The sequence below is a fragment of the Pseudomonas sp. P179 genome (assembly GCF_000478485.2).
Taxonomy (GTDB): domain Bacteria; phylum Pseudomonadota; class Gammaproteobacteria; order Pseudomonadales; family Pseudomonadaceae; genus Pseudomonas; species Pseudomonas aeruginosa.
In genome coordinates this window covers 4,592,064-4,606,706 of sequence record NZ_KI517354.1, presented here as the reverse complement: position 1 = coordinate 4,606,706, position 14,643 = coordinate 4,592,064, and the positions used below count along the sequence as shown (strand labels likewise).

General features: G+C 65.3%; 14 protein-coding genes. 6 read left to right on the top strand and 8 right to left on the bottom strand.

Annotated elements, in window-relative coordinates:
* Positions 1–27: 27 nt before the first annotated feature.
* From groL to HMPREF1224_RS33535, 4 genes are all read right to left on the bottom strand, one after another.
* Positions 28–1,671, bottom strand: a complete 1,644-nt coding sequence (gene groL, locus HMPREF1224_RS33550) for a chaperonin GroEL (RefSeq protein WP_003094059.1) — start codon at positions 1,669–1,671, stop codon at positions 28–30.
* 50 nt (positions 1,672–1,721) lie between these two features.
* Positions 1,722–2,015: a co-chaperone GroES gene (locus HMPREF1224_RS33545; RefSeq protein WP_003094064.1), complete on the bottom strand. Its 294-nt coding sequence runs from the start codon at positions 2,013–2,015 to the stop codon at positions 1,722–1,724.
* 196 nt (positions 2,016–2,211) lie between these two features.
* Positions 2,212–2,679: an FxsA family protein gene (locus tag HMPREF1224_RS33540; protein ID WP_003094066.1), complete on the bottom strand. Its 468-nt coding sequence runs from the start codon at positions 2,677–2,679 to the stop codon at positions 2,212–2,214.
* A gap of 68 nt (positions 2,680–2,747) precedes the next feature.
* Entirely contained in the window at positions 2,748–3,482 is a 735-nt protein-coding gene (locus HMPREF1224_RS33535; protein WP_010793810.1) for a HugZ family pyridoxamine 5'-phosphate oxidase, read from the bottom strand.
* Positions 3,483–3,590: 108 nt separating this feature from the next.
* Between HMPREF1224_RS33535 and HMPREF1224_RS33530 the strand changes: the two genes are divergently transcribed.
* Positions 3,591–4,349, top strand: coding sequence for an SDR family oxidoreductase (locus HMPREF1224_RS33530; protein WP_004352901.1), 759 nt, complete (start codon positions 3,591–3,593; stop codon positions 4,347–4,349).
* A 58-nt stretch (positions 4,350–4,407) separates the two neighbouring features.
* On the opposite strand, the gene HMPREF1224_RS33525 is transcribed toward HMPREF1224_RS33530, so the two are convergent.
* Complete coding sequence (locus HMPREF1224_RS33525) at positions 4,408–5,415, bottom strand: DUF481 domain-containing protein (protein WP_003120892.1); 1,008 nt, start codon at positions 5,413–5,415, stop codon at positions 4,408–4,410.
* Positions 5,416–5,529: 114 nt separating this feature from the next.
* Positions 5,530–6,531, bottom strand: coding sequence for a DUF481 domain-containing protein (locus HMPREF1224_RS33520; protein WP_003120893.1), 1,002 nt, complete (start codon positions 6,529–6,531; stop codon positions 5,530–5,532).
* Here HMPREF1224_RS33520 and HMPREF1224_RS33515 point away from each other — a divergent pair.
* The gene (locus HMPREF1224_RS33515; RefSeq protein WP_003112757.1) at positions 6,530–6,913 is read left to right on the top strand and encodes an MGMT family protein; all 384 of its coding nucleotides are present in this window, start codon (positions 6,530–6,532) and stop codon (positions 6,911–6,913) included. The genes HMPREF1224_RS33520 and HMPREF1224_RS33515 overlap by 2 nt on opposite strands.
* 42 nt (positions 6,914–6,955) lie before the next feature.
* A complete protein-coding gene (gene ampG / locus HMPREF1224_RS33510) occupies positions 6,956–8,740 on the top strand; it encodes an MFS transporter AmpG (RefSeq protein ID WP_003094076.1) in 1,785 nt (594 codons plus the stop codon).
* 55 nt (positions 8,741–8,795) lie between these two features.
* On the opposite strand, the gene HMPREF1224_RS33505 is transcribed toward ampG, so the two are convergent.
* Positions 8,796–9,632: a mechanosensitive ion channel family protein gene (locus HMPREF1224_RS33505; RefSeq protein WP_003094078.1), complete on the bottom strand. Its 837-nt coding sequence runs from the start codon at positions 9,630–9,632 to the stop codon at positions 8,796–8,798.
* A gap of 232 nt (positions 9,633–9,864) precedes the next feature.
* Positions 9,865–10,344 carry a YajQ family cyclic di-GMP-binding protein gene (locus HMPREF1224_RS33500; RefSeq protein WP_003106526.1) on the bottom strand — a complete coding sequence of 160 codons (480 nt, stop codon included), beginning with the start codon at positions 10,342–10,344 and terminating at the stop codon, positions 9,865–9,867.
* A 103-nt stretch (positions 10,345–10,447) separates the two neighbouring features.
* Between HMPREF1224_RS33500 and HMPREF1224_RS33495 the strand changes: the two genes are divergently transcribed.
* Genes HMPREF1224_RS33495 through HMPREF1224_RS33485 form a run of 3 tightly spaced genes read left to right on the top strand, consistent with a single transcriptional unit; the run spans position 10,448 to position 14,643 of the window.
* Positions 10,448–11,548 carry a GGDEF domain-containing response regulator gene (locus tag HMPREF1224_RS33495; protein WP_003106524.1) on the top strand — a complete coding sequence of 367 codons (1,101 nt, stop codon included), beginning with the start codon at positions 10,448–10,450 and terminating at the stop codon, positions 11,546–11,548.
* 36 nt (positions 11,549–11,584) lie between these two features.
* A complete protein-coding gene (locus HMPREF1224_RS33490; protein ID WP_010793809.1) occupies positions 11,585–12,496 on the top strand; it encodes a putative 2-dehydropantoate 2-reductase in 912 nt (303 codons plus the stop codon).
* Between the two features lie 50 nt (positions 12,497–12,546).
* Positions 12,547–14,643 carry a sensor histidine kinase gene (locus tag HMPREF1224_RS33485; protein WP_003106517.1) on the top strand — a complete coding sequence of 699 codons (2,097 nt, stop codon included), beginning with the start codon at positions 12,547–12,549 and terminating at the stop codon, positions 14,641–14,643.

Here is a 14,643-nt window from a genome sequence, read left to right as displayed (position 1 = left end):
CTTTTCCAACCACAGGGGCCGGTCGGCTTACATCATGCCGCCCATGCCGCCCATGCCGCCCATGTCAGGCATGCCGCCCATGGCCGGCTTGTCTTCCACGATCTCGGCAACCATGGCTTCGGTGGTGATCATCAGACCGCCGATGGAGGCCGCAGCCTGCAGAGCGGAACGAGTGACCTTGGCCGGGTCCAGGATGCCCATCTCGATCATGTCGCCGTACACGCCGGTAGCAGCGTTGAAGCCGTAGTTGCCGGAACCCTGCTTGACCTTGTCGACCACTACGCTCGGCTCGTCGCCGGCGTTGGCCACGATCTGGCGCAGCGGCGATTCGACGGCGCGACGCAGCAGGGCGATACCGACGTTCTGCTCCTCGTTGTCACCCTTCAGGCCTTCGATGGCTTGCAGGGCACGAACCAGGGCTACGCCGCCGCCGGGAACCACGCCTTCTTCCACCGCTGCACGGGTAGCGTGCAGGGCGTCTTCGACGCGGGCTTTCTTCTCTTTCATCTCGACTTCGGTGGCAGCGCCTACCTTGATCACGGCAACACCGCCGGCCAGCTTGGCCAGGCGCTCTTGCAGCTTCTCGCGGTCGTAGTCGGAAGTGGTTTCCTCGATCTGCTTGCGGATCTGCAGGACGCGGGCTTCGATATCAGCCTGCACACCGGCGCCATCGATGATGGTGGTGTTTTCCTTGTTGATCACGACGCGCTTGGCGTTGCCCAGGTGCTCCAGGGTAGCGCCTTCCAGGCTCAGGCCGACTTCTTCGCTGATCACGGTACCGCCGGTGAGGATGGCGATGTCCTGCAGCATGGCCTTGCGGCGGTCGCCGAAGCCCGGAGCCTTGACAGCCGCGACCTTGACGATGCCACGCATGTTGTTCACCACCAGGGTGGCCAGGGCTTCGCCCTCGACGTCCTCGGCGACGATCAGCAGCGGACGGCCGGCCTTGGCGACGGCTTCCAGCACCGGCAGCATTTCGCGGATGTTGGAGATCTTCTTGTCGACCAGCAGCAGCAGCGGGCTATCCAGCTCGGCGGCCATGGTGTCCGGCTTGTTCACGAAGTAGGGGGACAGGTAGCCGCGATCGAACTGCATGCCTTCGACGACGGACAGTTCGTTTTCCAGGCCCGAGCCTTCCTCGACGGTGATCACGCCTTCTTTACCGACTTTTTCCATGGCTTCGGCAATGATCTGGCCGATGGACTCGTCGGAGTTGGCGGAGATGGTGCCTACCTGGGCGATGGCCTTGGTGTCGGCGCAGGGCTTGGCCAGCTCTTTCAGCTGGGCGACGATGGCCACGGTGGCCTTGTCGATGCCACGCTTCAGGTCCATCGGGTTCATGCCGGCGGCAACGGCCTTCAGGCCTTCGTTGACGATGGCCTGGGCCAGGACGGTCGCGGTGGTGGTGCCGTCACCGGCAGCGTCGTTGGCCTTGGAGGCAACGTCTTTCACCAGTTGCGCGCCCATGTTCTCGAACTTGTCTTTCAGCTCGATTTCCTTGGCGACGGAAACGCCGTCCTTGGTGATGGTCGGAGCGCCGAAGGACTTGTCCAGAACCACGTTGCGGCCTTTCGGGCCGAGGGTGGCCTTGACGGCATCGGCCAGCACGTTCACGCCGACCAGCATTTTCTTGCGAGCGGAATCGCCGAACTTAACTTCTTTGGCAGCCATGTTCTCTTTCCTCTAAATCGAATTCGGTGAAAACGGAGTGGTGAGACCGATCAGTCTTCCAGGACGGCGAGGATTTCGGACTCGCCCATCACCAGCAGTTCCTCGCCATCGACCTTGATGGCGTTGCTGCCGGAGTAAGGCCCGAAGACCACCTTGTCGCCCACCTTCACTGCCAGAGCGCGCACTTCGCCGTTGTCCAGTACACGACCGGTACCTACGGCTACCACTTCACCGCGGTTCGGCTTCTCGGCGGCGGAACCCGGCAGCACGATGCCGCCTGCGGTCTTGGTCTCTTCCTCGCTGCGACGGATAACGACGCGATCATGCAGAGGACGAAGCTTCATAGTCGTAACTCTCCCAAACAGTGGTTTCCAACGGCCGGATCGAAGTCCGGCGGGTTTTGTTGAAGCCGGCGTTGCCGGGTTGCGACTCGACGCGCGAGCCGCGTAAGACAGCCTGCCCTTGTGGCAGGGACCTTGCGGTGACCGTTACATAAGGTCGCCACAAGCCATTTCAAGGGCATGCAGTGAAATTTTTTTTTCAGTTGCGCGAATCGTCGCGGCGCTCGTACTCGCCCTCGATGACGTTCGGCCGCGACGGACCCTGTCCGTAGCGGGCGTTCAGGTCGTCGGCGAAGGCGCGCCGGCGCAGCGCCTGCTGTTCGACGCGGCGGCGCAGGCCGCCGAGCATCAGGCGACGGGTGAAAGGAATCAGGCAGAGGATGCCGAAGATGTCGCTGATGAAACCCGGCAGCATCAGCAGGCCGCCGCCGACGGCGATCAACAGGCCTTCGAGCATTTCCTGCTCCGGCAGTTCGCCACGGGCCAGTCGTTCGCGGGCGCGCCAGGCGGTGGCCACGCCGGCCACGCGCAACAATGCAGCACCGATGAAGGCGCTGGCGACGATCAGGAACAGGGTCCAGCCGACCCCGATGACACTGCCGACCTTGATCAGGACGGCCAGCTCGACCAGCGGGAAGAGCAACAGCAGAAAGAGGAAAGCGCGCATTTCAGAGTCCTTGGCGGGGCCCGTTTGCCCCCGGTACCACCAGTAGTTGGCGCCAGCCGGGGAAGAATTCAACCCTGCTCCGGCTCGACGGTAGGCCAGCGCTCGGCCCTGGCCAATTGCACCAGCGCCTGGAGCACGGCCCCGGGGTTGCCGCAGGCGGCGGGGAACGGCAGCCAGTGCAGGCCCTGGCCGATGCGCAGGTGGAAACCTTCTGTATCAATTCCCGCCAGCTGCGCCGCGGCATGCGCCGGCAGTCCGGCCAGTTCCACATAGTGGGCGATGGCGGCGGCGTGGTCGCTGTTCATGTGCTCGACCATGCCGCGCTCGGCTTCTCCGGCGAACGGATTGGCCAGCGGCACGCGCTCGGCGGCCAGCCAGTGGATCGCGCCGAAACCGCCGATGAAACGCCACTGGACCGGCTGCAGCACCCAGAAGTCGAAATCGTGGACCCGATGGTAGTCGGCGGACTCGGGGAAATAGCGGTAGTAACGCTCGGCCGCCGCGGCGACCTCCTCCTCCGCCAATTGCCGCGCCTCGGCCAGTAGGGTGAGGCGGCCGACAGCCTGGATATCCTCGGCGCCGCGCTCGCCTACCAGCATCGAGCAGCGCGGGTCCGCCTGCAGGTTGTGGGTGTGCTGGGCGATCCGGCTGATCAGGATCAGCGGCCGGCCTTCGGCATCCAGGCAATAGGGAACCACCGAGCCGAAAGGAAAGCCCGGCCATTTCTTCGAGTGGGTGGAAAGGACCGCACGGTATTCCTTGAGCAGCAATTCTCGGGCATTCTTTGCAGCTTCAACGCTCAATTTATGACTCCTTGCATAGAATCCGTCGTAAACGGACGGGCATATCAAAGTGCGTTCGCAGGTGCCGGCAAGGTCCGCTTCCAGAAACTGCTCGTGGGGTTCCAAGCAATGCAATTGAAAGACAAGGTCATCATCATCACCGGCGGCTGCCAGGGGCTCGGCCGGGCAATGGGCGAATATCTCGCCGGCAAGGGCGCCAGGCTGGCCCTGGTCGATCTCAACCGCGAACGTCTCGACGAAACCGTCGCTGCCTGCAAGGCCGCCGGCGGCGACGCTCGCGCCTACGTGTGCAACGTGGCGGACGAGGAACAGGTTACCCACATGGTGGCCCAGGTCGCCAGCGACTTCGGCGCGATCAACGGCCTGGTCAACAACGCCGGCATCCTCCGCGACGGCCTGACCATCAAGGTCAAGGACGGCCAGTTGAGCAAGATGAGCCTGGCCCAATGGCAATCGGTGATCGACGTCAACCTCACCGGTGTGTTCCTCTGCACCCGCGAAGTGGCGGCGAAGATGATCGAGCTGAAGAACGAAGGCGCGATCGTCAACATTTCCTCGATCTCCCGCGCCGGCAACATGGGCCAGGCCAACTACTCGGCAGCCAAGGCCGGGGTGGCCGCGGATACCGTGGTCTGGGCGAAGGAACTGGCGCGCTACGGCATCCGCGTGGCCGGCGTGGCGCCGGGCTTCATCGAGACCGAGATGACCGCCGGGATGAAACCCGAGGCGCTGGAGAAGATGACCGCCGGCATCCCCCTCAAGCGTATGGGCAAGCCGGTGGAGATCGCCCACTCGGTGGCCTACATCTTCGAGAACGACTACTACACCGGCCGCGTTCTCGAACTGGACGGCGGCCTGCGCCTGTAGGCCCCGGCCCCGCAAGGAAAAAGCCCCGCTATCGCGGGGCTTTTTCGTGCAGGCCGGCTTACCAGCCGACCCCGAGGCCGAAGGTATAGCGGCGCTGGTTGACGTTGCCGTCGTTGCCGCTGAACTTGTCCCATTCCGCCTTCATGCTCAGCGAAGCCCAGCTGGTCAGCTTGTAGCGGATCCCCGCCTCGGTCTGCAGCTCGTAGTCCAGGCCGGATTGCAGCGGCTTGCTGACCTCGCCGTTGGTGAACAGCTCGAACTGCTTGGCCAGCAGGTAGCGGTTGTAGTCCCACTTGAAGCTCGACGAATAGAAGTGCTCCTTCTCGCCATCGGCGAACTCGTAGTCGTTGCGGTTGACCAGGGTGGCGATGGAGAACGCGCCCAGCTCGTTGTCCCAGAACTGGTAGCCGGGGCCGGTACCGACGGTACGCTTCTTCGCCAGGTCCTCGATCATGTCGCGCTTGTAGGCGACCTGGCCCTGCCAGAACCAGTGGTCGTCGATGAAGCGGTCCAGCGCGTACTGGCCGGAATAATTGTCGGTGCTGACCTGGCCGTTCTTCTTCTCGCGGTTGTACTCGCCCTGCACGTTGTGGCGCCAGAGTCCGTGGCGGGCGTTGGTCTTGAAATCGATGTCGTAGTCGGACACATCGTTCTCGGCCTGCTTGCGGTCCAGCGAGAAATCGACGTTGCCGTTCCATACCCAGTCCTGGAGGATCGGCTTGGGCGGCATCATCTGCTGGATGCTGGCCAGCTCCACGGTCTTCGGCTCGCCGTTGACCAGGGTCACCTGGCCCGGCCCGGCGGCCTTGATGCCCTTGGAGTGCTCGCCAGTCTCGGCATCCTGCTTGACCAGCAGGTTCTGCTCGCTCTCGAAGGTGGAGATCTTGTCCCACTTGAGCGTGATGTCGCCGCCATAGTCGGTCTTCAGCAGCAGCTTGCCGCCGTCGAACAGGGTGATCTTGCCGGTAAGGCGGTCACCGTTCTTCATCCAGACCGTATCGGCAAGGGCAGAGGTGGAACTTGCAAGGGCAGCGAGGCACAGCAGGATTCTCGACAACATGAGCACAAATCAACTGAGTTGGGTTCGAAGAGGCCGGCATTATCCAAATGCCGGGCGGCAGAGCAAGGACCGGGGCACGGGCGGTAAAGTTCAGCCGGATCGACCGAAAGGTGAGCCGCGTCACCAGCCGACGCCGACCCCGATCAGGTAATGCCGGTCGGACTGGGTGCCCCCCTCGGTGCGCAACTGGTCCAGTTCATAGAGGAACGAAAGACGCGCCCAACTGTTCAGGCGATAGCGCAGGCCGTATTCGCTGTCGAGCAGGTAGTCGATCCGCTCGATGCCGGGAACCAGCACGGTTCCCTTGCTGTACAGCTCCAGCCGGGTGCCGGCGAGCAGCCGCTTGTAGTCCCACTCCAGCGAATAGGAGGTGAAATCCTCGCGCGGCTGATCGCGCCACTCCAGTTGCCAGCGACTGATCTCGGCGACCAGGTCGAAACGCCCGAGTTCGTCGTCCCAGAACTGGTAGCCGGGGCCGGTTCCCAGCGCGCTCTGGCGCTCCAGGTTGTCGATCGCATCGTGCTTCTGCGAATAGCTGCCGCGCCAGAACCAGTGTTCGTCGAAGAAGCGATCGAGGTCGTAGTCCAGCTCCCAGTTGTCCTCGACCTTGCGCCCGTCCTTCTTTTCCCGCTCCACTTCCCCCGCCAGCACGTGGCGCCAGGCACCGTGGCGAAGCCGGGTATCGCCCTTGAGCTTCCATTCGTCCTTGTCGCTGTCGTTGCGCTTGCTATCCAGCTTGACGTCGAGATTGCCCTCCCAGACCAGGTCCTCCACCAGCGGTCGCGGCGGCACCATCTGGCGAATACTGGCCAGCGGGACGGTATGGCTGCCGCCATCGACGATCCGCACCATGCCCTTGCCCGCCGCCTCCAGGGTTCGGCTACGCTGCCCGGATACGCCCTGCTGCTTGATCAGCAGGGGTTTGTCGGAACTGATGGTGTCGATATCCTTCCAATCGATCAGCACCTGGCCGGCATAACGGGTCTTCAGCGCCAGCTTGCCGCCGTCCATCAGCACGATCTCGCCGGACAGGCGGTCGCCGTTGTCCAGCCATACGGTGTCGGCCAGCGCGGGGCCGGCCAGGAGCATCACGACGATTGAACAGAGGGCTCTGAGCGACATGGGCGTTCACAAGGCGGACAGGAAAGGGAAAACCGATGAGCATGCATGGGCCGGCAGCGACCCGGCAAGTGCCCAGGCGCGCCGCGAGGCCCTGTACCTGGTGCTGGCGCAGGTGCCGCCGGGGCAGGTGGTCAGCTACGGGCAACTGGCCGAACTGGCCGGCCTAGGCCGCGCCGCCCGCTGGGTCGGCAGGACGCTCAGCCAGTTGCCGGTGGATACCCGCCTGCCCTGGCATCGGGTTCTCGGCGCCGGCGGTCGCATCAGCCTGCCGGCGGACAGTCCCGGCGGTCGCGAACAACGCGCACGCTTGCGCGAGGAAGGCGTTCTCCTGCACAACGACAGGGTGGACATACGTCGGCATGGCTGGCTTACAGCGAAGTAGAGCGGTTAGAGTGCGCGTTATTTTTTGCGGAACGGTTACCCCATGACTCAGCAATCCTGGCGAGAGGCCCTGGTCGCCTACAAGTCTCCCGCCAGCCTGGCCCTCCTGCTGCTCGGCTTCGCCGCCGGCCTGCCGACCATGCTGGTGTTCAACACCCTGTCGGTGTGGCTGCGCGAAGCCGGCGTGGCGCGGGATACCATCGGTTTCGCCAGTTGGCTGGGGCTGGTGTACGCCTTCAAGTGGGTCTGGTCGCCGATGCTCGACCAGTGGCGCCTGCCCTTCGTCGGCCGTCTCGGCCGGCGCCGTTCCTGGCTGGTGTTCTCGCAGGTGCTGATCGCCCTGGGACTGCTCGGCATGGCCCTGTGCAATCCGCAGAGCCACCTGCCCTGGCTGATCGGCCTGGCCCTGCTGGTGGCGTTCGCCTCCGCCACCCAGGACATCGCGATCGACGCCTACCGCCTGGAAATCGCCGAGGATAGCCGCCAGGCCGCCCTCGCTGCCTGCTACATGACCGGCTACCGCGCGGCGATCCTGCTGGCCAGCGCCGGCGCGCTGATTCTCGCCGAATGGTTCGGCTCCACCAGCCTCAACTACAGCCAGTCGGCCTGGGGCCTGACCTATGCGTTGTTCGCCCTGCTGATCCTGCCTGGGCTGGTCACAAGCCTGCTGATCCGCGAGCCGGCGGTGGACGTGCCGATCCACGTCAACCCGTCGCGTTTCGACTTCAACCACCAACTGCTCTCGGTGCTCCTGCTGCTGATCCTGCTGATCTCGCTGCCGGCGATGATCACCGCCCTCCTCGACCGCGCCTGGCCGCGCGCCGGCCTCTACGCGCTGCTCATGGGGATCTGCCTGTCGCCGTGGGGACGCCAGCAGATCCGCCCGGTCCGCGAACTGCTCGCCACCGTGCGCAGGCCGCTGCTGGTGGCGGCGCGCGGCAAGGAAGTGCCGCTGTTCGATTTCGTCCACCAGGCGGTCTCGGTGATGGTGCTGATCATCCTCCTCGTCACCGTCACCGCCATGTGCCGCGCCTACTACTCCGGCGCCTGGCCGCGCGGCACGCTGTTCCTGCTGATCGCCGCGTCCTGCCTGTCGGCACCCGGACGCCTGCTGATGGCCCCGGTGCTGACGCCGATCACCGAGTTCGTCCAGCGCTATCGCTGGCAGGCCCTGCTGCTGCTCGGCCTGATCTCCACCTATCGCCTGTCGGACACGGTGATGGGGGTGATGGCCGGGGTCTTCTACATCGACATGGGCTTCTCCAAGGAAGTCATCGCCAGTGTCAGCAAGGTCTTCGGCGTACTCATGACCCTGATCGGCGCCGCCGCCGGCGGGGTGCTGATCGCCCGCTTCAGCATCCTCTCCATCCTGTTCATCGGCGGTGCCGCTTCGGCTGCCACCAACCTGCTGTTCGCCATGCTCGCCCAGCTCGGCCCGCTGCACGCCGAGGCCCTGCCCAGCCATGACGTGATCAGCCTGGTGATGGCGCTCGAGCCGCACGTGCTGATGCTGGTGATGACCATCACCCTCGACAACTTCAGCGGCGGCCTCGCCGCCTCGGCCTTCGTCGCCTACCTGTCGAGCCTGACCAACCTGAAGTTCTCCGCCACCCAGTACGCCATGCTCAGCTCGACCATGCTCCTGCTGCCGCGCTTCATCGGCGGCTACTCCGGAACCATGGTCGAGAGCCTCGGCTACGAGCACTTCTTCTACGTCACCGCGGTGATGGGCATTCCCACCCTGCTGCTGATCGGCTGGTTGTGGCTGCGCCGCGCGCCGTCCAGCGAGACGCCGGCGCCGGGACACCAGAACGCCGAGCAGCACTGAGGCGAGAATGAAAAAGGCCGGCATTCGCCGGCCTTTTTCGTGGATCGCACGGACCTCAGTCGGCCATCGCGCCCTGCACAACCTTGACCACCCGCTGCGGGAAGGGAATGCCGATACCTTCCTTGCCCAGCGCGTCGCGGGCCTTTTCGTTGAACATGAACATCACGTCCCAGTAGTCGGCGTTCTTCACCCAGACCCGCAGGGACAGGGTAATCGCGCTTTCGCCGAGATTGGAAACCACCGCCACCGGTGCCGGGTCCTTCAGAACCCGCGGATCGTCGGCCATGGCCAGAAGAATGTTCTGCGCATTCTTCAGATCGGCGTCGTAGTCGATGCCGACGTCGAAGATCACCTTGCGCAGCGGCTCGGCGGAGTAGTTGGTCACCGTTCCGTTGGACAGCGCCCCGTTGGGCACGATGATCCGCTTGTTGTCGCCGCTACGCAGCACGGTGTGGAAGATCAGGATCGAATCCACGGTGCCGGCCACGCCCTGTGCCTCGATCCAGTCGCCGACCTTGAACGGGCGGAACAGCAGGATCAGCACGCCGCCGGCGAAGTTAGCCAGGCTGCCCTGCAGGGCCAGGCCGATGGCCAGGCCGGCGGCGCCGATGGCGGCGACGAAGCTGGTGGTCTGGATGCCGATCATGGAAGCCACGCTGACCACCAGCAGGATCTTCAGGACGATGCTCACCAGGCTGCCGACGAAGCCTTGCAGGGTGCGGTCGACGCTGCGCCTGGCGAGCAGGCCGCCGACCCGGCCGGTCAGGGTGTTGATCAGCCACCAGCCGATCGCCAGGGTCAGCAGCGCCAGGGCGACCTTGCCGCTGTACTCCAGCACGATCGGCAGCCAGGACTCGGTCTGCTGCACCAGTCGGTCGTAGTTCAATTCCATGCATTACCTCCATTTCTCGAAAAAACACCCCTCCCTTCCGCAACGGAAACGGGACGGGCTTGCAGATTCCTGCCCGGACGCCGTGGGGCGACGTTTCCGGGCCTGGATACGAATCGGCGCAGCGCGGACGAACCGACGCTGCGCCGACAGGGGCGGACAACGCGGGAGAGGTCGCGGCGGCGCTACTCCCTATTGCGATGCCCGGGATGGCGAGAGGTTCCGAAAAACCTCGTCAATCGCGGAAGTTGGTGAACTGCAACGGCATGCCGAGGGATTCGCCGCGCAGCAGGGCGATGGCCTCCTGCAGATCGTCACGCTTCTTGCCGGTGACGCGCACCTGCTCGCCCTGGATGGCGGCCTGGACCTTGAGCTTGCGCTCCTTGATCAGACCAACGATCTTCTTCGCCAGGTCCTTGTCGATGCCCTCGCGGAAGTTGACGTCCTGCTTGACCACCTTGCCCGACGGGTAGGCATCCTTGATCTCCATGCACTGGCTGTCGACCTTGCGCTTGACCAGGTTGGAACGCAGGATGTCGAGCATCTGCTCGAGCATGAAATCGGCTTCGGCGGTGAGGGTCACCGACTTGTCCTTGGCTTCGAAACTGCATTTGCCTTTCAGGTCGAAACGGCGATCCAGTTCCTTGATGGCGTTGTCCACGGCGTTGGTCAACTCGTGTTTGTCCAGTTCGGACACCACGTCGAACGAAGGCATGTCATCTCTCCAGATGGACGGCGCGACAGGGTTCACAGACGGAACCGCGCCTGGCTTGACGGTAAAAAATGCCCGCCCATTATAACCGAGCCCTCGCGAGCGAATGCCCGCCGGTGTGGCGGAGACCGACGATTTCTTCCCGATGGCGCGCGCGACCGCGGCCGGGACCCGGCCTCCCGCGACGAACCGGGCCCTTGCCGGCAGCGTACCGGCGCCCATCCTCTTCTCGAGTCCGTTCATGCCCAACCCCGATCTCAGCATCCTGGTCGTCGACGACGCCAAGTTTTCCAGCGCCATGATCGGCCGCGCCCTCAGCCAGGCCGGCTACCAGGACATCCGCTTCGCCAGCAGCGCCAGCGAGGCCCTGCAGCAGCTCGAACAACGCCCGGTCAGCGTGCTCCTGGCCGACTGGCTGATGCCGGAGATGGACGGCCTGGAACTGACCGCCCGGGTCCGCCAACTGGACGAAAGCATCAACCACTACACCTACATCGTCCTGCTCACCGGCAAGGAAGGCGAGAACGTCCTCGGCGAGGCCTTCGACCGCGGCGTCGACGACTTCGTCAGCAAGGCCGCGATGAACGAGCAACTGGTGCCGCGCATCTACGCAGCCGACCGCCTGTGCAACACCCTGCAACGGTTGCTGGTGGAAAACCGCCTGCTCACCGAAAACATCGCGCGGATGGAAGAACGCAACCTGGTGGATACCCTCACCGGCCTCGGCAATCCCCGCTACCTGCGACAGAAGCTGGCCGACAGCCTGCGCCAGGTGGAAACCCGCGGTGGAGCGTTGTGCTACCTGCTGGTCGGCATGCCCGAGGCACCGGTCCTGCGCCAGCGGCACGGCGAGGCCTTCCATCGCGAGCTGCTGCTCGGCGTGGCCAGGCGCCTGCAACAGCTGGTCCGGCCGCTGGATGTGCTGGTGCGCCTGGACGAGCAGCATTTCGCCCTGATCACCCTGGTGGAGGACCTGCACGAATGCTCGTCGAGCAGCTTCAAGCGGCTGCACGACGGGCTCAACCTGAAGGCCTTCAAGACCAGCGAAGGCTTCATCAGCCTGAAAGCCGGCATCGCCATGCTCGGCCTCGACAGCGGGGCATTGCCGCTGGGCATCGACGAACTGCTGCAGCGCACCGAGGCCCTGTTGCCCGATGCCTATGCCAGCGGCAGGATCGCAACCTGCCGGCTACCGGCACTGCGCTAGACTTCGCCCTATCGTCAGCCATTCGCAGTAGCCACCATGACCTGGCATATCCTCGGCGCCGGTAGCCTCGGCAGCCTCTGGGCCGCGCGCCTCGGGCGCGCCGGCCTGCCCGTCCGCCTGATCCTGCGCGACCGCCAGCGCCTGCGCCGCTACCAACAGGCCGGCGGACTGAGCCTGGTGGAAGACGGCCAGGCCAGCCTCTACCCGATCGCCGCGGAAACCCCAGACGGCGGGCAACCCATCCAGCGCCTGCTGCTGGCCTGCAAGGCCTACGACGCGGAGGAAGCCGCCTCCAGCGTGGCCCATCGCCTGGCCGGCAACGCCGAACTGCTGTTGCTGCAGAACGGCCTGGGCAGCCAGCAGGCGGTCGCCGCCCGCCTGCCGCGCAGCCGCTGCCTGTTCGCCTCCAGCACCGAAGGCGCGTTCCGCGATGGCGATTTCCGCGTGGTCTTCGCCGGCCGGGGGCACACCTGGCTCGGCGATCCGCGCGACACAAGCGCCCCCGCCTGGCTGGCGCAGCTGTCCCAGGCCGGGATCCCGCACAGCTGGAGCGACGACATCCTCGAACGGCTGTGGCGCAAGCTGGCCCTGAACTGCGCGATCAACCCGCTGACCGTCCTCCACGATTGCCGCAACGGCGGCCTGCGGCAGCACCCGGAAGAGATCGCCGCGCTTTGCGACGAACTCGGCCAGTTGCTCCACGCCAGCGGCTACGACGCCGCCGCCAGGAGCCTGCTGGAGGATGTCCGGGCGGTGATCGACGCCACCGCGGCCAACTATTCCTCGATGCATCAGGACGTCACCCGCGGCCGGCGCACGGAAATCGGCTATCTGCTCGGCTACGCCTGCCAGCATGGGCAGCGCCTGGGACTACCGCTGCCGCGCCTGGGAACCTTGCTCGCCCGCCTCCAGGCCCATCTGCGCCAGAGCGGTTTGCCCGACCGCTAAAGCGCGTTACCCTGCCCGCCATTCCTTTTCGCCGCGGACCGCCAGAGCCCATGAACCTGCGCCAGCGCCTCGACAACCTGCCCGTAGGGCAGAAACTGCTCGCCGCCCTGCTGATCCTGCTGGCCACCGTGCTGCTGGTGGCCAACCTGGCGTTCATCAGCGCCGCCTACTGGATTTCCCAGGAAAGCGTCGCCCCCCAGGCGATGCAGACCATCGGCCGGCTGATCGCCAACCCGGCGCTCAGCCAGCCGGCGCTCAGTTCGCCGCAGACCGCCGAGGTCCTGCTGCGCCAGCTCAACGATTACCAGCCGTTGCGCGCCGCGGCCCTGTACGACAGCAATGGGCTGATGCTAGCCGACCTGCAACGCGGCGACACCCTCAAGCTGCCGGCCCGCCTGGACCGCCTGGAGCACTGGAGGCGCGGCGAGTACCGCCTCAACGCGCTGATCGAACTGCCCCAGGAAAACGCCCGCCCCGGCTACCTGCTGCTGGTGGCCAGCGGCGAACTGCCGAGCGCGTTCTACACCGGAACCCTCACCGCCAGCCTGGCGATCCTCGGCGTCAGCGTGCTGCTCTGGCTGCTGGTGGCGCAGCAGATACGCCGCCTGATCACCCGGCCGATCCGCGATCTCGAGGAACTGTCGCGGCAGGTCACCCGCGAGGAGAACTACGCCCTCCGCGCCCAGCGCGGCAACGGCGACGAAATCGGCCGCCTGGCCGACGCGTTCAACACCATGCTGACCCGCATCGAGGCCCGCGAGCAGCAGCTCAAGCGCGCCCGCGACGATGCCCAGGAAGCGGTCGAGCAGGCCCAGAGCCTGGCCGAGGAAACCCGCCGCTCGAACCGCAAGCTGGAACTGGAAGTGCAGGTGCGCAGCAAGATCGAGAAGAAGCTCACCGGTTTCCAGCACTACCTCAACAGCATCATCGACTCCATGCCTTCGGCGCTGATCGCGGTGGACGAGCAACTCTACGTCACGCAGTGGAACCAGGAGGCCAGCCAGCTTTCCGGCACCAGCCTGGACGATGCGGTCAACCAGCCGGTGTTCCTCGCCTTTCCCTCGCTCAAGCCGTTCCTTCCGCAGCTCACCCGGGCTGCCGAGAAGCACAGCGTGGAGCGTGTCGAACGGGTCACCTGGGCGCTGATCGACACGCCGCGCCACTACGCCCTGACCTTCTACCCGCTGATGGGCGGCACCGGCCGCGGCGCGGTGATCCGCATCGACGACATCACCCAGCGGCTGAGCCTGGAAGAAGTGATGGTGCAATCGGAGAAGATGCTCTCGGTCGGCAGCCTCGCCGCCGGCATGGCCCACGAGATCAACAACCCGCTCGGCGCGATCCTGCACAACGTGCAGAACATCAAGCGGCGCCTGTCCCCGGAGCTGGCGAAGAACGTCGAGCTGGCGGCCGAGGTCGGAGTGCCGCTGGAAGACATCAATCACTACCTCGACGGCCGCGACATCCCGCGCCTGCTGGAAGGCATCCAGCACGCCGGCTCGCGGGCAGCGAAGATCGTCACCCACATGCTCGCCTTCAGCCGCCGCAGCCACCGGCAGATGACCGCTTGCGAACTGCCCGCACTGCTCGAACAGGCGGTGGAAATCGCCGGTAACGACTTCGACCTGGCCGAAGGCTTCGACTTCAAGTCGTTGCAGATCGTCCACGAGTTCGACCCCAACCTCGGCCCGGTGCCGGTGATCGCCAACGAGGTCGAGCAGGTCCTGCTCAACCTGCTGAAGAACGCCGCCCAGGCCATCCACCAGCGCGACGACGAAGAGGAAGGCGAACAGGGCCGGATCGTCCTGCGCACGCGCCTGACGCCGCCCTGGGCGGAAGTCCAGGTGGAAGACAACGGCAGCGGCATGCCCGAACTGGTGCGCAAGCGTATCTTCGAGCCGTTCTTCACCACCAAGGAAGTCGGCCAGGGCACCGGTCTCGGCCTGTCCGTCTCGTATTTCATCATCACCAACAATCACAAGGGCCAGATGGAAGTACGCTCGGAACTGGGCCGCGGCACCTGCTTCAGCATCCGCCTGCCGCTGGAAAGCTCCGAAGCGGTCGCCCCGGCACAAGCCAAGGCCCTGCCGCCCGCTCTGCCGCAACCCGGTAGCAGCCTGCGGCGGGGCGACGAAGAGGAAGGTTGA

Excerpts from the sequence above, each read along its gene's own strand:
- groL (WP_003094059.1), bottom strand. The coding sequence starts at position 1,671 with ATGGCTGCCAAAGAAGTTAAGTTCGGCGATTCCGCTCGCAAGAAAATG.
- HMPREF1224_RS33545 (WP_003094064.1), bottom strand. The coding sequence starts at position 2,015 with ATGAAGCTTCGTCCTCTGCATGATCGCGTCGTTATCCGTCGCAGCGAG.
- HMPREF1224_RS33540 (WP_003094066.1), bottom strand. The coding sequence starts at position 2,679 with ATGCGCGCTTTCCTCTTTCTGCTGTTGCTCTTCCCGCTGGTCGAGCTG.
- HMPREF1224_RS33530 (WP_004352901.1), top strand. The coding sequence starts at position 3,591 with ATGCAATTGAAAGACAAGGTCATCATCATCACCGGCGGCTGCCAGGGG.
- HMPREF1224_RS33515 (WP_003112757.1), top strand. The coding sequence starts at position 6,530 with ATGGGCGTTCACAAGGCGGACAGGAAAGGGAAAACCGATGAGCATGCA.
- HMPREF1224_RS33520 (WP_003120893.1), bottom strand. The coding sequence starts at position 6,531 with ATGTCGCTCAGAGCCCTCTGTTCAATCGTCGTGATGCTCCTGGCCGGC.
- ampG (WP_003094076.1), top strand. The coding sequence starts at position 6,956 with ATGACTCAGCAATCCTGGCGAGAGGCCCTGGTCGCCTACAAGTCTCCC.
- HMPREF1224_RS33505 (WP_003094078.1), bottom strand. The coding sequence starts at position 9,632 with ATGGAATTGAACTACGACCGACTGGTGCAGCAGACCGAGTCCTGGCTG.
- HMPREF1224_RS33500 (WP_003106526.1), bottom strand. The coding sequence starts at position 10,344 with ATGCCTTCGTTCGACGTGGTGTCCGAACTGGACAAACACGAGTTGACC.
- HMPREF1224_RS33495 (WP_003106524.1), top strand. The coding sequence starts at position 10,448 with ATGCCCGCCGGTGTGGCGGAGACCGACGATTTCTTCCCGATGGCGCGC.
- HMPREF1224_RS33490 (WP_010793809.1), top strand. The coding sequence starts at position 11,585 with ATGACCTGGCATATCCTCGGCGCCGGTAGCCTCGGCAGCCTCTGGGCC.
- HMPREF1224_RS33485 (WP_003106517.1), top strand. The coding sequence starts at position 12,547 with ATGAACCTGCGCCAGCGCCTCGACAACCTGCCCGTAGGGCAGAAACTG.